Here is a 22,397-nt window from a genome sequence, read left to right as displayed (position 1 = left end):
AAATCTAAGAATGAGTGAGAAAATGAAAGAAAAGCGAAGATTTATTAAGGAGGTGGTTTTAATAAAATAGAGTCAATAAAATATATAAAATATTATATTAATTTTAGAGGAGGAATTAAGGTGAAAAAGACATTATGCTTTGTTCTAACTTTGGTTATGCTGACGGCATTTATTCTTCCCCAAGGAATGATTGTATCCGCAGCAGGAACCTATAATTACGCAGAAGCACTACAAAAAGCAATTTACTTTTACGAGTGCCAGCAAGCAGGACCGCTTCCGGAATGGAACCGTGTTGAATGGCGCGGCGACGCAACAATGAATGATGAAGTACTTGGCGGATGGTATGACGCAGGTGACCATGTCAAGTTTAACCTGCCCATGGCCTATTCTGCAGCAATGCTCGGTTGGGCTCTTTACGAGTACGGTGATGATATTGAGGCATCGGGACAAAGGCCGTACCTTGAAAGAAACCTTGCCTTTGCCCTTGATTATCTGGTAGCTTGTGACAGGGGAGACAGCGTTGTTTACCAGATAGGTGACGGTGCTGCCGACCATAAATGGTGGGGTTCTGCAGAAGTTATTGAAAAAGAAATGGAAAGACCTTACTTTGTAGGAAAGGGATCTACCGTTGTAGGCCAGATGGCTGCAGCTTTGGCTGTAGGTTCTATAGTCCTTAAAAACGATACATACCTCAAATATGCAAAGAAATATTTCGAGCTTGCAGACACAACAAGGAGCGACAGTACTTATACTGCAGCAAACGGTTTTTATTCTTCACACAGTGGATTCTGGGATGAACTTTTCTGGGCTTCCACATGGCTTTACCTTGCAACAAATGATAAATCTTATCTTGATAAAGCCGAATCATATATTCCAAAGTTAAATCGTCAGAATCAGACTACAGATATTGAATATCAATGGGGACATTGCTGGGATGACTGTCACTATGGAGCAATGATTTTGCTTGCAAGAGCTACCGGCAAAGAAGAGTATCACAAATTTGTGCAGATGCACCTTGACTGGTGGACACCTCAAGGTTATAACGGCAAGAGTGTTGCATATACTCCGGGAGGGCTTGCACATCTTGACACTTGGGGTCCGTTGAGATATGCCACAACTGCTGCATTCCTGGCTTTTGTATATGCAGATTCAATAAATGACCCGGCTCTTAAGCAAAAATATTATAATTTTGCAAAGAGTCAGGTTGATTATGCATTGGGTTCAAACCCAAACAAGAGAAGTTATGTAATAGGATTCGGAAACAATCCGCCGGAGCGTCCTCACCACAGAACCGCTCACGGAACATGGCTGGATAAGAGGGATATTCCGGCCAAACACAGACATGTACTTTACGGAGCTTTAGTTGGAGGTCCCGGAAGAAGCGACAACTACGAAGATAATATAGAAGATTATGTACAAAATGAGGTTGCAACGGACTATAATGCCGGTTTTGTAGGTGCACTCTGCAGATTGACTGCTGAATATGGCGGAACTCCTTTGGCAAACTTCCCGACGCCGGAAGAAAGAGAAGATGAGTTTTTTGTAGAGGCAGCTATAAACCAAAACGGAGAGCATTATACCGAAATAAAAGCATTGCTCAACAACCGTTCATCTTGGCCGGCAAGACTTATCAAGGACCTTTCATACAACTACTATATGGATTTATCTGAAGTTTTTGAAGCAGGTTATACTGTGGATGATATTAAAGTAACGGTAGGTTATTGTGAAAGCGGTATGGATGTGAAAATTTCACCTATTACCCATTTGTATGATAATATTTACTACATAAATATTGCATATGTTGACGGAACCAACATTTGTCCGATAGGACAGGAGCAGTATGCTGCCGAGCTTCAGTTCCGTATTTCAGCGCCTCAGGGTACAAAATTCTGGGATCCGTCAAACGACTTCTCATTCCAAGGACTTACAAAAGAGGTAGTGAAAACAAAATACATGCCTGTTTTTGACGGATCAACAAGAATCTTTGGAGAAGTTCCCGGTGGCGTTGACCCGACTCCAGGTCCAACTCCTGTTCAATATAAATATGGAGACTTAAACGGTGACAATTTAATCAATTCAACAGACTATACAATATTGAAAAGACATGTTATTAAGTTTGCTGTAATTACTGATCCTACTAAATTAAAGGCTGCAGATCTGAACGGTGATGGCAAGATAAACTCCAGCGATATTACATTGCTGAACAGATATCTGCTTCGCGTAATAGATAAATTTCCTGTAGAATAGTTTGCTATTTGAGATTTTCTTAAGATAAGGGCCGTCCTGAAAAATTGGACGGCTCTTTTTATTAATTTATGATTATTGAGAATTGAAATAGAGTAATTATCGTGATATACTTTTTTCATTATATTTCCTCATTACTGGATAAGGGCCGGTTTTTGCCTTAAAGGATATGTGAAAAATGAAATATTGTTGTGAAGGGTGATTTGCAATGAAGTTATACCTTGTTGCAGGTTCAAAAAGTGAAATGCTTAAGAAAGCATTGGAAGAAAACAGGGATATCGAAGTAGTACATATTGACAATAATTTTGATGAAGCTCTTAATAACTTAATAAGAAACAGCCTGGATTTTGACAGCATATTGCTGATGGATGCCGGTATTGTTGAAAGTACCGAAAGTTTTACGGATACTTTAAACACTTTGAAAGAATTAATGAACAGCACATATCCCTATGTTACACTAAAGTTTATTACAAAGGATCCTGCTTATCTTAATGAATATAATAATGCGGTATCGGGGGATGGCAGGTTTGAAGTTTTTTTTGTTGACAATGTGAGGATACCGATATCATATATTCAGGAAGTTTGTTTGAAGAACCGAAATCCAAAACCTCCAAAGCCTCAGCAGACAGAAAGCCGGGCATTGGATGATTCGACCAAAACTTCTGAGAATAAATTGACTCAAACATTATCCGGAAAGTCGAAATCCATATTCGGAAGAATCTTTTCAAAGCCTAACGCAAATGAGAATGGCGTTGAAAGTGATGGGGCAAGCAGTACAATAATCAGTAGTGGGACGCAGCACAAGCAAAAAATCTCTCTTGTATCGAAGGATTTCAGAAAGGTAATTGTAGTTACGGGCTGCAGAGGTGCCGGTGCCACAAGTACAGTGGCAAATTTAGCCATTGAGTCAAGTTCCCAAGGGCTTTCTACAATTGTGGTAGATATGGATATTGAATATAGGGGCATAAATTTATATTTCTCAAAGTTTGGAGATGAAGTTGAGTATAACCCCGATTTGTCCTATTCACTGGTTAGGTGTATGATAAAACCGGATTCTTATGATATTAATTCGTGTAGAATCAATGACAATTTGTTTGTTACGACTTTGGCCTATTCAATATCCTCTAAAGACAAGCTTTTGGAGATAATTGACATTAAAAAGCTATCGGCTTTTATAAATTTTTTAAGGCTTAGATTCAATGTAGTTTTAATTGATATGCCGATAAACTCCCTAAGCAAGTATTCAGAGCTGTTAACCCAGATAGACAGCATAGCTTTGTGCGTAAACAACAATCTTTATTCGGCAATAAGCACCGTAAGAACTGTGGAAGATCTTTTTGTCAAAGAAGACCTGGTTTTGTTCAACGTGAAGTCTAGACCGGTGTTGACAAAATACAATGAAGCAAACAGACATAACGGAAAGACTTTTACTCCCGAGTTGACATGTAAAATTATATGTGAACTAGGAGGATATGACAATGATTTGAATCCGGCCGGAATTGTTCCGTATTCAAGAGAGTTTGACCTTCAAATTGACTCGGGACAAAAAATTGCTTCGGTAAATAAAGTTTATAAAAACCATTATTTTACGATACTTAAGAATTTGCTGTAAAACTGTATTACATAAAAGTTATTTATTTATATTGAAAAGGATTTCTATAGTTAGTATAATCTATATTATGGGGCATGAAAACTGTTATATTATGTCATTACATAGAGAAAAAGAGCCTGTTTGCATAAGGCAAATCGAAAATATCTATGCAGTATTTAATAGGGGGTAAAATTATGGATATTAACAGTATAAAAAGTATTAAGCCCGGCAATCAGCTTCCGAAAAAATTGCTGGCCATATTTGTGAGTGTTGCAGTCATTATAGGTTCATTTGTTTATTTAAACAGTTTAAATGATTCTGCAAAAGATACTGTTGATATTGTTGTTGTTAAGTCTTCAGGCGGCATAAGTGCCAACACTCTTATTACAAAGGACAATGTCGGAAAATACTCTATTATCAAAAAAGAATTTAAGGATGATATGATTACTTACGATAAAGTGGACAGCATTCTTAACAAGTACAGCCTGTACTACTTGAGAAACGGTGACCCTATTTATTTTGACCAGCTCACGGATGAAAAACCGCGTGATAATGAATGGCTGTATGAGTTGGAAGATGAATATGAAGTTCTTACCGTAAAATATGATTATCTTGAGTGCGGTGGAGGTATACTGCGCCCGGGAGATTTGGTAAGAGTCAGGGTTACATATACTGAGGAAGTTTCGGTACCGCCGGCTATGGAAGGTATGATGTACAGCAGTTCGAAGAAGGAAAGGAAGACTGAAGTATTATTCGACAGTATTCGTGTAAAGGACCTTATCAACTCTTCGGGACGTTCTATATATGATGTTTTAAAAGAAGTTTTCAAATTAAGTGAAAAAGAAAGACAGGAAGTAATGAAAAGCCGTGAGTTTTTGCAAAGCATTAAAGCAGAATCATTGCTTCTGGCAGCTACGAAAGAACAGGTAAATAAATATACAAAATTTAAGTCTCAACAGGATGCCGTATTTACCTTCACAATTTTAACAAGAAACGGAAATGACGAGGTTTTAGACCAGCTTCCTGTAATTGAAAAGGAGGTAGAGTCATGGATAATAGAGAACGAAGCGAAGGAATAGAGCTAAAATCTCTTCTCGGGAAGTTGTCCCCGAGAGATAAAATATACAACGAGCTGGAAACGAATAAAGCTATTGATAATGTTATAGGGTTTATTCCTGCTTCGGATTGCTCGGATTCTTCCATTTTGCTTGTCAATCTTGCGGTGGCAATCGCCCAAAGGGGTTTTAATACATGTATTTTAGACGCCAAGGTTTTCTATCCGAATATATACAAGCTGCTTGATTGTGAAGCAAACGAGGCGGGAAAAGGGCTTATAAGGATTTGCAGAAGTGACAAGGTTGATTTAAGAGATGTGATAAATGAGACTAAATATAAAAACTTGTATCTATTGTCTCCGAGTCCTTCTGACCCTATGGAGGACTATTTTGATTTTCAAATGGATGATGTGGACCGTGTAATAGCAGCTCTTAAGGATACTTTTGATTTTGTACTTATAGATATACCCAATATTCCGCCATTGGAGTTTTGCGTTTCATCCCTAAAGAATTGCAATGTGGGATTCTTTATATGGGGAGAGAGGATTGATTGCCCTCAGAATACCAGCAGGCTCCTGGAGTTTATCGGCTCTTTGGGGATTGGTGTATCAAAGCTTATGAATGTTATTTTAAATAATTTGTATGGCATTAAGTATGACAAATCAATAATTGAGGATATGAAAATGAAGCTTATTGCCGAATTTCCGTTTGTGTCGGGAGCCATTGACCTTTCTCTTGAGGGAAGAGTATATATTGCCGACAGCTTGATAATCAATAAAAAATACAAAGAATCCATGAATTCATTGGTTAATTTGCTGACGAAACATTAAAGGTTTTTTGGGGGGATTGTAATGTTATCGAGAAGTACTGTAAGTGAGCTTCAAAAGAAAGCAAAATATATACATAGATCCAATACTGCAAGCAGTAAACTGACATCAATGACCTTTGAGGAGTGTCTAAAACAGTGCCAACAATATATAAGCAATGTGGCAACTAATTTCAACAGAAGGATTGAAGACCCTGCCAAAAAAAGGGAAATGACTGAAAGATACATAATTGACTATGTTGAAACCCAGAAACCTGAAGTTGAAGGATATGAAGAGCTTTCGGCGTTAAGAAACGCTCTTATCGATGAAATCACACAATACGGTCCAATAACTGATGCAATGGAGGACCCTTTGATAGATGAGATTAGGGCCAATGGACCGCAGCAGATATTTGTAGAAAAAAAAGGTAAGACCGAGATTTGGGAGAATTGCTTTACCGACAGGGAGCACATGGAAAGAATAATTGCAAAACTTATCGGAGTATCCAAGGTGAGGCTGACCCCCAGAACACCAATGGTTAATGCGCGTACCATAGAAGGTTACAGGGTTAATGCTACCCATGCGGATATTTCACCTTACGGCAATCCGGCATTTTTGGTAAGAAAGTTTAAAAAGTATACTCTGACTCCGCAGGAGATGATAAAAGAGAAGTCTTTTTCGGTGAACATGTTCAAACTTCTATCGTTAATACCGAAGGCCAATCTTTCCTGGATGACAGCGGGGCCTACCGGAAGCGGAAAAACTACATTAAATGAAGTTTTGATAAAGCAGATTGATCCGCTTTGCCGTATTATAACAATTGAAAATCCGGCAGAGTACAGGCTTTTGAGATACAAAAACGATGACCCGAATGAAAGGGTTATAAATGACGTGCTTCAGTATGAGTGTGTTCCCGATGATGATGACAGCAGCCCTGCAACAATGGAAAACTTATTGATAAATTCCATGAGGCAGTCTCCTCACTGGATTGGTCCGGGTGAGCTTCGTTCTCCTGGAGAATTTGAAACCGCTCTGCGTGCCGCACAAACCGGTCACTATTTCTTCACAACCCTGCATGCAGAAGGCGATAAGGAGGCTATTTACAGATTCCTGACGGCTTATCTTATAAAATCAAAAGAGCCTGCTGAATTGGCATTGAGAAATATATGTACAGCCGTTAAGTTTGTCATATTCCAGGAAAAGCTTGCCGACGGAACCCGTAAAGTTACATCGATTTCCGAAGTAAAAGGTTCTGAAGGCTTGAAGCCTATTATTAACCGGATATATAGATTTATTCCTGAAGATGTTGACGAGGATCCCGCTACAGGAGAAGTCAGAGCAATAATAGGCAAGCACAAGAGGGTAGGTTGTATATCGGAAGAGCTCATTGACAGAATGATGAAGTCGGGAATTAAGAAAAGCAAATTTGAATTCCTCACACGTCCGGTTGATCCCGATGAAGAGGAGGTTTATGATATAGATGCTATTTAATGTTGGTTTTAGCATAGCTATTGGGTTATTTCTGCTATATGTATTGAGTAAGGTATTCGACCTCAGATTTCTCGATGACATAAAGACCCTTTTTAGTTATGTAATAGATGCCATAGCCAATCATAACACTAAAAAATATCTTGAAAGAATAAAGAAAAATAAAATAGTTAAGACAAACGATAACATTATATCAAAATACAATAGATTGGTCGAGAATATAATTTTCGATTATAATCTGCCGTTGACATTGGAAGGATTTAATTCTTTCATTAGCATACTTTTTGCAATACTGGTTTTGATAGCGGTGCTTTTTTTGAAGGATATTACACTGTCCGCACTGGTCTCCATATCTTTACTGGTGGGAGCCATTACATACTTTACAATGAGGTCAAGAAATTTAAAAGCGGCAAAAATTGAGAGTATCATGGATGCCGAGGATTTAATTTGTCCTTTGGCAAGGGATGGAGTTCTTGTGGCAATAAAAAAAGTTTTAGAGTCTGATGAATATATTAATGCCGATATTAGACCTTTTTTTGTTCAGTTTGTGGAAAATTGCGAAAACTATGGTTATTCTTTTAGAAGGGCAATGGAAATACTAAATCGTCAGTTAGGTCCCAAATTTGACAATTTCGCAAAAAAAGCAGTTATTTTTGAGTATAATGAACGTAAAGGTATGGCTGATATTTTTCTTGATATTGTTGAAGAAAATGCTGCATTAAGGGAAATAAACGCCAGAAAGAATAGAATTTTTAAGAAGATGAATATGAATTTTATAATGAAAACTGCATTGATAGTTATCTTCGTTGCTTATTCGATGACGATTTCAGAGCTCAGAAGCTTTTTGCTGGAGAGTACAGTAGGGCGGTTTGTTCTTACCATGACCATAGTTGCCATCTGTTTGAGTTTTGCCAGATGTCAGGCTTTACAGTCCGACATTGGAAGTTTGGGAGGGGATAACAAATGGTAATATTCTCCAAATTATGTGCTCTGGCAGCAATAATTTATCTTGTATTTACTTTAGTATATCCTCTTTTTAGACCCATGACCCGAAAAAGAAAAGAACACTCAAGGGATTTTATTAAAAGAAAGAGGAATCAGAAAAAAGTCGAAAAGTATTTATACTTTAAAGATATTGTGCTTAGAAAATTTTCGAATAAGTTGCTGCTTAGCGACATAAAAAGAAATGAATTTAATTTTTTGATAAAAAGGTTGGACTTGAGAATAACACCGGAAGAAATTAGGTTAAAGCAGGTTTTGTATGTGATTGGAGCCATAGGTTTATCCATGATTGCCATGAATATCAACACTCTGATCGGTTATGGATGTTTGATACTTGTCGTATTGGGATGGCTCTATCCGGTTGATGAACTGGAAAAAATGATAGAAAAAAAGAATAACAACATCCTGGCGGATTTTCCATCGTTTTATAATATGCTCTACTATCAGTATGCCAGGTCTATAAATATATATTTGGCGGATGTGGTGAAAGACTTTCTTCCTAATGCCAATGAAGATATGGCTTCAGAGCTTGAGGTCTTTCTCGACAATATCGAGTATGGAGAGGAATATGCATTAAAGCAGTTAAAAAAACGCGTTCCGTTGAGACATATTATTAAGTTTTGTGATATAATGGAAACGAGGCTTAGAGGATATGACAATATCTCTCAGATGACATATTTAAAGAATGAGCTTTATGATTTGAGAGTTATGTCTCTTGAGGATGAGCTTACCAGAAGAGAACAAAAGAACGCAAGGATGCAGTTTGTATTGATTATTGTATTGGTTATTTATATTGTAATTTACTATTATTTCATGTTTGTCGATGCCATTAAATTGTTTAGTTAACATTTATAAAATATAATATTATAAATCAATAAAACAGAGGGGGGCAATTAAATGAAAAAATTAATAAATAGGGAGACAGTTAAAAAATCAGTTAAAAAGTTTTTAAAAGATGAAAGAGGAGAGTTTGGAGTAAAGCAGATCGCTATTACTGTAGCAGTGATAGTGGTTGTAGGACTTATTCTCAGTATATTGAGAGGTGGATTGCTAAGAGAAATAGTAAATGATGTTTGGGACTTTTTATGGACTCAAATTAAGGAAATGATGGGTTAAAATATTGAATGCAAGGAGGTTATACCCGGCAATGGCAATAGAACCGGGTAATTTTCTATGGCAGGTTTTGCAAAAAGTATAGTAATTGTACTTCTGATTAGCACTATATTTTTGATAACCACCAATTTCATTTTTTTCTTTCCGTGGTACATGACCTTGGCATATGAGACATACAACTTATCGACGTTAGCGGCACAGCATAACTATATTGATGAAGAAGAAGCACTAATGATAATTGAAAACCTGAACCAAAAGCCTTTTTTCAGGGAGAATCCTCTTAGTTTGAGTGACATTGAAGGGCAGTTTGATGCCGGAGTTTTACAGAGGGGAGAACAGTTCAGCGTTACGATAAATGCAAGGTATCCTATTCGTATGGATATGGGTTTTTTCCAAATAGAGCGTGACTGGCCTGTTTCCTTTACTGTAGAGACTACGTGCTTGTATTTTGATAAAAATCTGGACCCGGTATAACGGCAAAGGTGATATTATGAGAAATGTAGCGATAATGGTCCTGATTATTGTATTAGCGTCAATTTTATTTCAGCCCTTTTTTGAAATGGTTGAGATTTTTGCGGAAAAGGCACAGATAGATTCTGCTGTAGAGTCGGCGGCAAAATCAGCGCGATTGACCGGCTTTAAATTGACGGATATCAGAGATCTGGAAAAGAAATTTAATTTTGACATGGACAGCGAGGAAGAAAATTTTATCAATGTCTTTTGCAAAGTTTTTGCTGCCACTCTCAAGTTGGAGTATCTATACGTAGTTGACAATAAAGCATATTTTAGATCGGAAAATGAAAGATACAATGATTTTGTGGTTGAATTTCAATATGATGCTACTTATCCTGATGAGTGCCATATTATTGTCACAACAAAGTACAAATTTAAGAGAAATTACTTAAAGCAATTTGTGGGTGATGATTCTTTTGAACTTACAAGGGAAAGAACGCTATTTGCCCGTATGGAAAACTGATATTTTGGTGAGGGGAGAGAGGACGGTTTATAGATAAAACCAGCCCTCATCATTATCATCATTGTTGTATGCATCCATGCTTATTTTTGTTCTGTTGCTTCCGCCTAGAGAAATACTATAAAGCATACCGCCGCCGGACTTGCTGCAGTAATATATGTGCTCGTTGGCCAGATTTATAAATTCGGAATTTTCATTATTGAGCTTTGTTTTGTCACTGCCCTCTGTCCTGATTCGGTAAATGCTTCCGCCGTCACTTTTGTTGCAGTAGTAGACCCAGCCGTTTGATGCATTTATATTATAAGATATATCATCATTCAGCTTGTTTTTAGAACGGCCGTCAATGCTTGCTCTATACAGTTTAAATCCGTCACTTTTGTTGCAGTAAAAAATATAATCGCCGTAAACATTGATATAGCTGGCTTCATCGTTTATAATTCTTGTTCTGCCCTTGCCCATGGTGTTTATTTTGTATATTTTGCCCCCGTCGCTTTTGTTGCTGTAGTATAGCCAATCATCCTTAATAAACAGGCTATGGGTAAAGTCATTATTCAGCTTGGTTTTTTCGGTGCCGTCGATTTTTATCTTATAAAGCTTGTATCCGTCACTCTCATTTATATAGTAAATCCAATCTCCGCTAACGGTTATGTCCCATGAGCGGTCAGTGTTAATTTGAGTCTTACCATTTCCTTCCAGGTCAATTCTAAATATATTGTCATTATTATTAGGGTCAGTATAATAAATCCAGTTGCCGCAAACGTTAAGGAACCAGGATTCGTCATGGTTTATTCTTTGAAGGTCACTTCCGTCAAGCTTTACTTTGAAAATGTTAAAATCGGAGCCGGCATTGGAAAAATAAAGCCAAGACCCTTGAGTACATGCCAATCCTCCGTTTAAAATATTACCGGAATGATTTCCAATATGGTTATATACCATTTCTTTTCTCAGCAAACTTCCAAATATGCTGACTGTCCTGTCCAATGTTTTTTTCGGTACATTTGCCGGACCCGGCTCTTCGAGCAGTACCGTATCCATGCACTCGTCATCCGTATTTTTATCTCCGGTATTTTCATTGCCTTGCTGCGGCGGTATAACAACAGCATTCTCAAAAGGTTCAATGTCCTTTGAAGCATCGCTAGTATCGGATGGCGGAGCAACCAAATATGAGCGTTCTTCATTGCTCATTTCCGATAAAATTTCGTAAAGAGCCTTTTTCGCCTCTGTAGCTGAAGAAAACCTTGCATTAGGGTCAAAGGAGCAAATTTTCAATATGAATTGAGACAGCTTTTCACCGGCCAGCAGGGGAGGGGTAAGTGCCTCTCCGGAAAGCCTTTTATCCAAGGCTTCTTCACTATCTTTATATTTGAGCTCCTGAGGATAAGGAGGCATAAAGGGGAACCTTCCATGATTTAAAAGCTTGTATATCACAATACCCAAGGAATACAAGTCGGACCTCGAATCATAAGGCTTTCCTCTATAGACTTCCGGCGCCATGTAGAGGGGAGTGCCTCGTATGGAAGAAGCCATTGCAATTCGATTTAGTTCCTTTGCAATACCAAAATCGCCGAGCTTGAATTTGCCGTCGGCTGTAACAAATATGTTTTCGTCCTTTATGTCCCTGTGTATTATTTTCTTTTTTTCACAAATTTCCAAAGCGGAGCAGATATCCAAAGCAACATTTATTACGCCGGCCCGGGTAAGGCCGTTTTTGGCAACGTATTTATTAAGTGTTGTAAGGTATTCCATACGTATAAGTATGTCCCAGCCAAAACGCTCACTGCTTTTTTGAACCAGATGGTCCTCATAGCTTACTATATTTGTATTGCCGCGTAAAGTATACATCATATGTATTTCGTTAACAATGTTTTTCACAGCACTTTCAAAGTATTGCTCCAAGGAATTTTTATCATTACCGATGGTTGCAACAGCTTCACGGTGCTGCTCCTGGGTGGGAATACTTATGAGTTTTAAGGCTGACTGGTATTTAAAGCCCCATTCTTCTTTGAAAATTTTATATACCTTTCCATAGCTTCCTTCGCCGATGAAGGATTCTACACGCCATGCTCCCCACAGGGGTTCATATTTTTTTATATAGTCATCAGAAGAAATGAGCATTTTTTAGACCTCCAAGGCATCTCGATAATATTTCTATAAAATTATAGCATCAAACCGGTATATAGACAATGTAATATGATATTATAAGCTGATGATTTACATAAGAATATCTTCAACTTTAACAACAATACAAGTTATATTGTCAACTCCTCCGTTTATCAGTGCTTGGTTTACAAGCATTGAAGCAATTTTGGAGGATGTGTTGCCGGTGGTTATAATATTCTTTATACGCTCAATGTTAACCATATTTGTAAGACCGTCGGTACAAAGAAGGAATGCATCCCCTTTTTTCACATCAATAACTTCTGAAGTGTCTGCTTCGACAATTCCTGCTTCCGGAGGTATGCCAAGAAATTTGTAGAGCAAATGTTTGCGTGGGCTGCTTGATGCTTCTTTTGGGCTTAAAATGCCAAGTCTTACAAGCCTTTCGGCCTCTGTATGGTCCCTGGTAAGCTGGGTTATTTCATTGCCCCTTACATGATATATACGGCTGTCACCTAAGTTTAATGCTTGCGCCCGGTCACCGTATAACACAAGGGAGGCAAAAGTTGTTCCTGTCCTTGCACCGTATTCAACTCCCAAATTGTATATTAGATTATTGGTGTTTTTAACATAGGAGTTTATTATATTGACACAATCTTCAATATTGCCGATATTATTGCTTTTTAAATTATTGTGGGCTTTTTTCAATTCAAGCATGGCAGTATGAGAAGCTTTATCTCCAAAGGCTTCTCCGCCCATGCCGTCACTTACGGCAAACAGGAAAAAGGAATCGGCTTCATTTATATCAAAAAGAACAGTTTTTTCAGTCAAATAAGGAGAAAAATAGACTCCGTTAAGATAAAAATTATCTTCGTTGGCGCTGCGAATAAACCCAATGTTTGTTGCAGCCGAAGCCCGAAGTATTAAATTCTTTTCACTATACATAGCTTATCCTTTCATATAAAGTTTGCAAAATACGGTATACGAACAATTACACATTAGTTATAGAATTGTTAGGATAGAGCCATCCCATACACCTGCATCTTCAAGGGTTTCATCATCACGCAAAACCCTCCCTAAAGGCTCGGCATACAAATGAAACTTTGAAGTAACGCTTGTTAAGTCATCGTCGAGGCGGAGAGCATAAGCTATTAATGATGACAGGCGCTTTGCCGGTATATCGGTGGGCAGCTCCAAATCACGGGTATCTTTTTTGTTTTTGCATTTGACTGTTACAATTACATTGTTCATGTTTTACATCCCCACTTTATTAAAAGAGGCTATGCAAAATTTACATAGCCTCTTTCCTGTTATTTAGCCTCTTTGGAGTATAATGAAAGAGGCATTATTATTATAATCAAAAATTACTTGCCGCTGCGAATCTTCGAAGCTACATCCTTGTCAGCCTGTTCAAGAGCATTTGCAACTGAAATCAGGGACTTTTCGAGATCAGAAAGGCATTGATTTAATTTTGTCTCAAGTTCTTTTCTTAATGCCATGAACTGATCTACATAAGCTTGAGCAGCATTACCTTCCCAAACACTTTTAAGGCCGTCTATTTCTTTCTGAATAGTGTTAAGAAAATTGGTAGTTTCGTTAGTTTTTTTGCCTATTCTACCGGCAGCGCTTCTAACCTCATCAGGTGTAATACGAATCATACCACTTGCCATTTTTCTTCCCCCTTATAATTAATTATTGGTATTAATTTCGACTATATGAAGTCTGTACCAAACAACATTATTATCGCAGAAAAGTAATTAAAAATCAATAGACAATTCCGAATTTTGCAAATTGGACTCATCAATCGACAGACTGATTGTTTTTACTGTAGCTTTTATTTATCTGTGCTATCCATGCCTTCAGGATATTGTTTTCCAGCATGGCTGTTTTAACCCTGCCGAAACGTCCGCGGTTAACAAGATAGCCGTCACCGGGTTTTATGGGTTTTTCGGTTGTTCCGTAGGGAAGCCTGATGGAAAATACCTGCTGATCGGATATACTTCCCAAAAGTATTCCTGTTTGCATATCTTTTAAGGCTTTTGCCAAGCTATCCCAGCAAGAACTTATGTCTTGGGTGTAGCCTGCTGCAAGGATGCTTATGCCAAGGTTCCTTTCTTTTTTTATAATTCGCTCAAACAGGTCATTGGTGGTGGAGTCTGCATACTGTAAAAAGTCATTAAAGTCATCAATCAAAATAATGTTGAGCTGACGGCTCAATACAAACTCCTTGTCATTAATCAATCCTCCTGCGCGAATTCTTTCTTCGTTAAGCTCCGATTTTCTCTCCTCAATTACTTTTTGAAGGGCTTCTGCAAACTCGTTTATATTACTTCCGTCGTTGGTATATGTTTTTGTGTGGGGAAGCTGGCTTAATGCATAAAGACCTAAAGAGCTTGAATCAAAGATGTGTATTGCCAGCTTTTCCGGAGAAAACTTAAGGGCAAGGGTAATAGTCAGAGCTTGAAGGAAAGTTGTCTTACCGCTTTGAATATCTCCGGCTACCAACAAATGGGGCGTTTCCAGAAGATCTATGAAGCACGGTTCCATTTCATTTTCCTCTATGCCCAAAGGTACGCACGCAGGCCTGCGGGCGAGATTCTTTTTGACCTCATCCCTTGTAATAAGATCCTTGTAGTATACGATTTCGGGCATAACAGGAATAGGCTTGGCTTTAGGTCCTGTCCAGCTTTTGGATATTTTGCCGATAATCGACTTGATTTTAATTGTTCTTTCAATTTCCGATTCGCCTTCTGCGGGCAAGGCTGTCTGAAATTCAAGGGGAGGATTGCCCTTTACAAGCCCGCGTCCGTTTACAGGGCTTGGCTCTAGTCCGTAGGTTCTTCCCACAATAAGCGAATAGTCACCCTTATCGGACATTTGAAGCGCAATAGCCAGCTTGAAGTTGGTACTCAATTTGTAGCTGATAGACGATGTACCGCTGTTTGTCATTACAATATGTATGCCAAGATTGCCTCCTTCACGGGAAATTTGGATAAGATACTCCTCATATTCGGAATACATTTCGGTGAAGGCCGAGTAGTTGTCAATGACAATTACAATTGCCGGAAGCTTTTCTTCGCAGGAATCTCTATAAGCTGTCAAGCTGCTGACTCCCTTGTCGGAGAAGAGGTCTTTGCGGGTATCCATTTCTTTTGAAAGGAATTTGAAGAGCTTGTTTAGCTTTTCTTCCTCATCGACCATTACTGTTCCTCCAACGTGGGGAAGTCCGGAGAATATACTCAAAGTTCTTACACCAAAATCCAGTATATAGATATTTACATCCGAAGGAGAATAGTTTAATGCCAAGGACATAATCAATGTCTGCAAGAACGTGGTTTTTCCGTATCCCGGTGAACCGTATACGATTAAATGTCCTTCTTTTCCAAGATCAACTGTCAAAGGAACCTGACGCTGATTTTCAGGGTCATCCAACAGTCCAATGACAGGATTTAACCATGCATCCGCCTGTGTCCACTTTTCACCGTCCCAACATCCTTCAACCTCGGAAAGGAGACTTTCAAGGTAAACCTGTTCCGGAAGGGGCGGGAGCCACGGTCCTTTAAGACGAATTATATTCTCATGCTGCGCCACATTTGCTATATGAGAAACAGCAGCTTGAAGCTGAGTAAACTCAGCTTTTCTGATTTGCGATGTAGACTTTGTATAAAGCTGATGGCGCTTGCCGTTTATAGCCACTTCAGAAATATCATTTTGAGCAGTGATTTCCTCACTGGCATCGGGAGTATAACCTGCTCCGCTCCATGCGGACTGGAAGAGCTCAAATATTTCATCGTTTCCAACTTGGATGTAGGCTCTTCCGGGCTGCTTGATATTCGCGGCATCGGGGCGTTTGATGACATCCTGGCTGTCCTGCGGTCCTTGAACTTTAAGACAAATACGGAAACGCGCGTTACTCCATATCTGGTCATCAACTACTCCGGCAGGCTTTTGCGTTGCAAGAATAAGGTGTACACCAAGGCTTCGGCCAACCCTTGCTGTACTTACCAGCTCTCTCATGAAATCCGGTTGTTCGCTTTTTAACTCCGCAAATTCATCCGCAATTATGACAAGATGGGGAAGGGGTTCTTTGGCCTTTTGACTGTGGTAAAGTTTTTGATAGCTGTCTATATGGTTTACTCCGTATTGGGCAAAAATTGTCTGTCTTCTCTTAAGCTCACTCTTGATGGATACAAGGGCACGGGTAGTCTGATTCCCTCCAAGATTGGTAATTGTTCCAACCAAATGAGGCAAATCCAGAAATGCATTTGCCATACCTCCGCCTTTATAATCTATCAGTACGAAAACCACATCATGAGGATGAAAGTTTATTGCCAAAGAAATTATAAAGGATTGCAAAAGCTCACTTTTACCCGAACCGGTTGTACCTGCCACCAAACCGTGGGGACCCTGTCCGCGTTCGTGAAGGTCAAGGGAAATTAATTCGTTGCCGGTACGTATACCGAGGGGAGCAGCCAATGTACGGAAGGCTTTGTTCTTTTTCCACCGCTCCGTCACATTTAATTCCTCCACAGTTCTTACGGAATACATCTGTAAAAGAGTTATTGATGAAGGTAAATTTGTTGAAGTCAACAATTCTTTTATGCGTATTGGAGCCATTCTCCTTGAAAAATGCTCGGCATCATTTATAGACACTGTGTCCGGTAAAAAAGGTATGGGGGAAGCCCCAAGGCTTCTTTGCAGCATATGGCCGGATTTGGAAGCCAGCTCAATAATAGCCTGGCAATCTTTTGGAAGATACTCGATCCTGTCAAAAAGATAAATGGTAGACACACCTAAAATTTGGTTGTTGTGAGCCAGATAGTTCATAATCGGTTCATCCTCAATTAAACGGATGTCTGCCAGAATAAATACATAATGAGGAAAGTTTACTGGAGTATTGATCTTGTCTTTATTGGTGCGCTGCTCACGCTCTTTTATTATGTCATAGAGATAGCTAAACAACTGGTGTGCCATTTCCTTGTCATTTGCCAGAAAACGAATTTGCCGATTTTCATTCCATACGTGGGGCAGCCAGCGAATCCACTCCCATTCGTCGGCTTCTTCTTTTGGGTAGACCAATACGATTTTCACTTCTTCATAGGAATGGAAAGTCGCCAGTTGTATAATTAAAGCTCTAACATTTTTTAAAACTTCACTTCTTGAACCTATTATTCCTGCTGTACCCGAATGAAACAAAGGAACACAAACAGGTATGTCCGAAACTTGGGAAAACTCGTCGTGGACCTTTTGAGGTTCTGACGCCAAAGGGTCGCTATCGATGCTTAGCGGCTGGCTTTGATACTGAATTTTAATTGCAAGAGGCATGGTTCCTATACCTATACGCGCCGCCAAAAAATCATTGAACTGGGGAGTTCTTTCCCAAAGCCTTCTGTCTATAGTTTCAACACGCCTAATGCATTCTTCAGGATCGGGATTCATAATCAACATCCCTTTTTTTTGCTGCTCGCGGGCTATTTCAAGTTCTTTGCGTAATGAGTTGATGATTTCCCCATACTTTTTGGTTCTTAACTCGGTATCATCTTTAAATTTCTTGTTTTGCGATACATATTGGGATATTGACACAATTACCGACACAAAAGTCATTGAAAGCGAAAGCAGCATTTGTGTTGATTTGCCTATAACGGCTGTAATTATTGTTATTATTGACATCATTATCGGAGGCAGTAAAATGCCTATCCATGATATGCTTGGCTTGGATGCTGCCGAGGGAGGACTGGGGATTGCCTTCTCTCCTTCGGGCATTTCAGGTATAAGCCTTGGTGAACGCTGTATATAGGGATACGGGGGTTTGGCAGATTTTAAGGCCGGTTTTAGACCATTTACATAAACTCCGTCTCCCATGTGGTACACTGAAATAAAAGAGCCTTCAAAAACAATTTTATATCCGCAGATATATATTATGTCACCTTGGCTTAAGTCACTGTCATAAACCTTTTTTCCATTCAAAAAAGTACCGTTCAGACTCTCAAGATCTGCAATGTGATATTTTCCGTCAAGGGATTTATATATTTTAGCATGCTCACTTGAGACTAGTTTATCCGAATAAACTATATTGCAGGAATCGCTTTTTCCTATGGTAATTTCGGAAACTCCCCGTATTTCGAAATTTCCTAAAATACTGTCATAGGGGTCTTCGGGCTTTACAATTATGGCAGCTCTGCTCATAGTTTCGGGTGAATTTCCAATTACATAAGTATCGTAGGGCACAAGCATCTTTTTGCTTATAGTGCTTCCGTTGCAGAAAATACCGGATTTACTGTGATTATAGATATACCATTGATTGTCTTCCTTTTTCAGGGAGCAATGGTTTTCATCAATACAGGAAGAATCAATTACAATATCGTTTACCTCGGAACGTCCGATAGATATTATATTCTTATTAAAATTATCAATTTCAACTATTTTAAAAAAATTATCAAAGTATATATGCAAAACATATTTATTTCCCATAAAAATTACCTCACAACAAAATTCTTTTAGTGTGTTTAACGGTTTAGTCGGTTATATCTTTAAGCTCTTTAAATATGTCATGAATATTTTCTTCATCGTCAGCTTCATCGGATTTTTTGACAGCGGACCCGGTGTGTTCGGAATTTTCGCCTGAGCTTTGAGAAGAATTGATAAACTCTTTAAGTTCAAGAAGTTCATCAATGCCGCTATCGGATTCTGATGCAGTATTTGAAACATTGAGAGCTTCATTTGTCATGTCTGATGGACTTTCTTTCGGACCTGAGGTTCGAATTTCATCGAATAAATTCATAATACTGCTGTCGTTTGGCACTTCAGTATTATCCGAAGAATCAGCCTTTTGAGAAGCGGATATGTCTATTTCCTTAATATCGTCAAAAAGATCCAACAATTCTTCGCCCGAAAGCTCTTCTTCATTTTCGGTACCGGTTTTTAAATCGGTTTCTGCTTCGGATTCGGATGAAGCAAAACCGTCATAAGAGGATTGAACGCTGGAAAAATAGGGAATGTCTGTGTCATCAGCAAACATGGAAGCATCAACAGATGCTGTATTATCCTCGATTTCCGGTTGCTTTAATTCTACGGTAAAACTGTCTTCTAAGGTATAGGCACCGTTTATAAATACTTGCAATTTCCATTCGCCTTCGCAAGTGTCGTCATTTATATTTATTTGAAATAATGCCTCGGCTTTGCCGTCTTCAATTTTTTCACTGTCTTCTAAGACACTTTCCTGTATCTCATATATTTCATTATTGGGAGAGTACCATATTGCGTTTATCGTATGCAAGCCTGTTATGCCGGTAAAACCGATTTTTACGGCAAGACCGGAGTGTTTGTCCTTGTAGCATTTTCTTTCTTTGCTTTCACAAGACAAAAGCTCTTTGTCAACGACCGAGAAACTGTAGCTTTCGATATTGAGTGAAGCAGGCGCGGCCTTGACAAACCTTTTGTTGTTTTCACCGATTGATATAAAAGACACTGTATTGCCCTTGTCATCATATGTGTAAATCAGGGCATTCGGGTCATTTAAAAATATATTGTCATTTATTAAAAATTTGTATTTGTAATTGCCGGACAACAGTTCGATTTCTGTCATCCAAGTTTTGTCATCATATCTTTGCAAAATATTTTTGCTGCTATCCCAGTTATTGAAATCTCCGACAATAGATATACTTTTGATATCAAAACCGTTGGAAGAATAGTAAAATGGAAATTTCATAATAATCCCTAACCCCTTTATACATTGAAATATAGCTAATACTATTGCAACAATAAAATCTTACCATAAATTTTACCATTGTACCAGCTTTTTTATGCCAAAGATGCTTTATAATTCCGAGTATTTACACCTCAAAAACCATTAACCGGCAAAAATATTGTAAACCCTATAGATTCTATAATAAAATAACAATAGAGGGATATATGATTGGAGGGGAAGATATGCCCAAAACGGCATTATGCATTGCAACAGTTATTGTGATGCTCCTAAGTTTTACCGTAAATCCAGGTGCTTATGGCGCAGAAATAAACGGTGAAACTGTTGTATTTAATCCGGGAATAAGAGGCGGAATTCCGGCAAGACCTGTTACGGCTAATGTTACAGACTTTGGAGCAAAGGGGGATGGCTTAACCGATGACAGCAATGCTTTTATAAAGGCCATTGAATCTGTGAAAGATGGGGGAGCTGTCCTGATTCCGTCAGGAAAATATCTTATAAAATCAAAAATTACGTTGGATAAACCCGTTGTATTAAGAGGAGAAGGTCCCGGCAAAACCATCCTTTTAATAGACCATTCCTCCGATGCCTTTGAGGTTATAACCTACAAAAGGGGAAACTGGGTAAATCTAGTCGGAGGTTATACCCGTGGTTCGAGAGAACTCGTAGTATCCGACCCGTCTGGTTTTGCAGCGGGCAAATACGTTGAAATACAGCAGGACAATAATCCGGATGTAATGTATACTTTGCCGGAATGGAATCAAGGATGGGCGGCAGGCAGTGTAGGGCAAATAGCAAAGGTGGTTTCGGTTTCGGGCAATACAATAACAATCGATGAGCCCCTTAGAATTACATATAAATCGAAATTAAATCCAGTAATTAGAACTCAAGGGTTTGCTGAATTTGTTGGTTTTGAAGATTTTACAGTGGAGCGTATTGATACCAGTGATACCGTAATGTTCTTCTTTAAGAATGCAGCCAATTCCTGGATAAAAAATATTCACAGCATTAAGCCTTCAAAAGCCCATGTCAGCGTTACAACCGGATACAGGATTGAAGTTAGGGACAGCTTTTTTGACAATGCGACAAATTGGGGAGGAGGCGGACACGGATATGGCGTCGAGCTGGGATTTCATGTATCGGACTGCCTCATTGAAAACAACATTTTCAAGCATCTGAGACACTCAATGATGGTACATCTCGGTGCAAACGGAAATGTTTTTGGCTACAATTATTCAATAGAACCCTATCAAAATGAAGGAGGCAACTGGACACCGGCGGATATTTCAGTTCATGGGCACTATGCTTATTCCAATTTGTTTGAAGGAAATATCGTACAGGAGATAACCGTTTCCGATTACTGGGGACCTTCCGGACCATACAACACATTCCTTAGAAACAGGATAGAGTCAGAGAGTATATGCTTGGAGGACTCGTCAAACTATCAAAATTTTGTCGGCAATGAAATTGTTAAGGGTGACATCCTTTGGGATACCGACAGCCGGTACCCCCATAAAATAGATCCTTCAACGCTGTTTTTGCATGGCAACCTTATAAACGGTTCAATTCAGTGGAATCAACAAACTCCGGTTGGTGTAATACCGGACTCGTATTATCTTGACTCAAAGCCAGTTTTCTTCGGAGCTATGGAATGGCCGTCAACCGGAAGTGACAGGATAAACGGTACCAACCCTGCAAAAGAGAGGTATTATGGCAATACAATTCCTACTGTTTCACCGACACCGGATAAACCCATAAAGTATGGTGACATAAATGGTGATAATAATGTCAACTCTACTGATTTGACACTGTTAAAGAGGTACCTGACGAAATCTGTCAGTGATTTTCCCCATCCGAATGGCAGTATAAGTGCTGATGTAAACGGAGACGGAAAAATAAATTCCACCGATTTTTCGGTGATGATAAGATATATTCTGAAAATAATTGATAAATTTCCTGCGGAGGAGATTTGACAAGCAACAGCACATAAAAATCAATTTACTTTTCGAATTACTATATTGAATAAAGCGTTGGGTTTTGAGTTCATACAAATTCTACTCATTTTATTACCTTTTTCACAAAGAATGTGTCCGAATTTGATAATTAATTTAATAAATTCGGACATATTCCTTATTTATCCTCTTAGGGTGAAATAAAAGAGACAAAATCGAAGAAACTCGTTGTCCACGCTTTTGTTTTGAATAATTATGCGTTCTAATGCCAATAATTATTATTGATTTAACCCAATATTGACCTTGGTAATATTAAAATATGGAGCATTCCTGTAATGAAACAAAATGATCTTTGAAAAAGAAGATGCCAG

At 38.7% G+C, this 22,397-nt stretch carries 17 protein-coding genes; 11 read left to right on the top strand and 6 right to left on the bottom strand.

What is annotated here, in order from left to right:
- Positions 1-120 precede the first annotated feature (120 nt).
- The 10 genes from PLH43_RS07990 to PLH43_RS07945 all read left to right on the top strand — a co-directional run bounded on the left by PLH43_RS07990 (position 121) and on the right by PLH43_RS07945 (position 10,275).
- Positions 121-2,247 (top strand): glycoside hydrolase family 9 protein, encoded by a 2,127-nt coding sequence (locus PLH43_RS07990; RefSeq protein ID WP_324361852.1) that lies wholly within the window; start codon positions 121-123, stop codon positions 2,245-2,247.
- Between the two features lie 205 nt (positions 2,248-2,452).
- The gene (locus PLH43_RS07985; RefSeq protein ID WP_324361850.1) at positions 2,453-3,856 is read left to right on the top strand and encodes a hypothetical protein; all 1,404 of its coding nucleotides are present in this window, start codon (positions 2,453-2,455) and stop codon (positions 3,854-3,856) included.
- Between the two features lie 173 nt (positions 3,857-4,029).
- Positions 4,030-4,914, top strand: coding sequence for a flagellar biosynthesis protein FlgA (locus PLH43_RS07980; RefSeq protein ID WP_324361847.1), 885 nt, complete (start codon positions 4,030-4,032; stop codon positions 4,912-4,914).
- Entirely contained in the window at positions 4,884-5,720 is an 837-nt protein-coding gene (locus tag PLH43_RS07975; RefSeq protein WP_324361845.1) for an ATPase, read from the top strand. Before PLH43_RS07980 ends, PLH43_RS07975 begins: the two co-directional genes overlap by 31 nt.
- A gap of 21 nt (positions 5,721-5,741) precedes the next feature.
- Positions 5,742-7,187, top strand: coding sequence for an ATPase, T2SS/T4P/T4SS family (locus PLH43_RS07970; RefSeq protein WP_324361843.1), 1,446 nt, complete (start codon positions 5,742-5,744; stop codon positions 7,185-7,187).
- Positions 7,177-8,154 carry a hypothetical protein gene (locus PLH43_RS07965; protein WP_324361841.1) on the top strand — a complete coding sequence of 326 codons (978 nt, stop codon included), beginning with the start codon at positions 7,177-7,179 and terminating at the stop codon, positions 8,152-8,154. Before PLH43_RS07970 ends, PLH43_RS07965 begins: the two co-directional genes overlap by 11 nt.
- On the top strand, positions 8,148-9,032 hold the full coding sequence (locus PLH43_RS07960; RefSeq protein WP_324361839.1) for a hypothetical protein: 885 nt from the start codon (positions 8,148-8,150) through the stop codon (positions 9,030-9,032). Before PLH43_RS07965 ends, PLH43_RS07960 begins: the two co-directional genes overlap by 7 nt.
- 51 nt (positions 9,033-9,083) lie before the next feature.
- A complete protein-coding gene (locus tag PLH43_RS07955; RefSeq protein WP_324361837.1) occupies positions 9,084-9,302 on the top strand; it encodes a hypothetical protein in 219 nt (72 codons plus the stop codon).
- Between the two features lie 57 nt (positions 9,303-9,359).
- Positions 9,360-9,773, top strand: coding sequence for a hypothetical protein (locus PLH43_RS07950; protein ID WP_324361835.1), 414 nt, complete (start codon positions 9,360-9,362; stop codon positions 9,771-9,773).
- A gap of 16 nt (positions 9,774-9,789) precedes the next feature.
- The gene (locus PLH43_RS07945) at positions 9,790-10,275 is read left to right on the top strand and encodes a hypothetical protein (RefSeq protein WP_324361833.1); all 486 of its coding nucleotides are present in this window, start codon (positions 9,790-9,792) and stop codon (positions 10,273-10,275) included.
- Between the two features lie 27 nt (positions 10,276-10,302).
- Here the strand turns inward: PLH43_RS07945 and PLH43_RS07940 are convergent, their stop codons facing one another.
- The 6 genes from PLH43_RS07940 to PLH43_RS07915 all read right to left on the bottom strand — a co-directional run bounded on the left by PLH43_RS07940 (position 10,303) and on the right by PLH43_RS07915 (position 20,077).
- The gene (locus tag PLH43_RS07940) at positions 10,303-12,387 is read right to left on the bottom strand and encodes a DUF5050 domain-containing protein (RefSeq protein WP_324361831.1); all 2,085 of its coding nucleotides are present in this window, start codon (positions 12,385-12,387) and stop codon (positions 10,303-10,305) included.
- 96 nt (positions 12,388-12,483) lie between these two features.
- Positions 12,484-13,314 carry a protein phosphatase 2C domain-containing protein gene (locus PLH43_RS07935; RefSeq protein ID WP_324361829.1) on the bottom strand — a complete coding sequence of 277 codons (831 nt, stop codon included), beginning with the start codon at positions 13,312-13,314 and terminating at the stop codon, positions 12,484-12,486.
- Between the two features lie 57 nt (positions 13,315-13,371).
- The gene (locus PLH43_RS07930) at positions 13,372-13,620 is read right to left on the bottom strand and encodes an EsaB/YukD family protein (RefSeq protein WP_324361827.1); all 249 of its coding nucleotides are present in this window, start codon (positions 13,618-13,620) and stop codon (positions 13,372-13,374) included.
- Between the two features lie 113 nt (positions 13,621-13,733).
- On the bottom strand, positions 13,734-14,039 hold the full coding sequence (locus PLH43_RS07925) for a WXG100 family type VII secretion target (RefSeq protein WP_324361824.1): 306 nt from the start codon (positions 14,037-14,039) through the stop codon (positions 13,734-13,736).
- A 130-nt stretch (positions 14,040-14,169) separates the two neighbouring features.
- Positions 14,170-18,840: a type VII secretion protein EssC gene (essC, locus tag PLH43_RS07920; RefSeq protein WP_324361822.1), complete on the bottom strand. Its 4,671-nt coding sequence runs from the start codon at positions 18,838-18,840 to the stop codon at positions 14,170-14,172.
- Positions 18,841-18,883: 43 nt separating this feature from the next.
- Positions 18,884-20,077 carry a glycoside hydrolase gene (locus tag PLH43_RS07915; protein ID WP_324361820.1) on the bottom strand — a complete coding sequence of 398 codons (1,194 nt, stop codon included), beginning with the start codon at positions 20,075-20,077 and terminating at the stop codon, positions 18,884-18,886.
- 221 nt (positions 20,078-20,298) lie between these two features.
- Between PLH43_RS07915 and PLH43_RS07910 the strand changes: the two genes are divergently transcribed.
- Complete coding sequence (locus PLH43_RS07910) at positions 20,299-22,047, top strand: dockerin type I domain-containing protein (RefSeq protein WP_324361854.1); 1,749 nt, start codon at positions 20,299-20,301, stop codon at positions 22,045-22,047.
- Positions 22,048-22,397 lie beyond the last annotated feature (350 nt).

Source organism: Acetivibrio sp. (genome assembly GCF_035371925.1).
In the GTDB taxonomy this organism is placed as follows: Bacteria; Bacillota; Clostridia; order Acetivibrionales; family Acetivibrionaceae; genus Hungateiclostridium.
The sequence above is the reverse complement of the archived record's forward strand: the minus strand, read 5'-3'. Positions and strand labels throughout refer to the sequence as shown.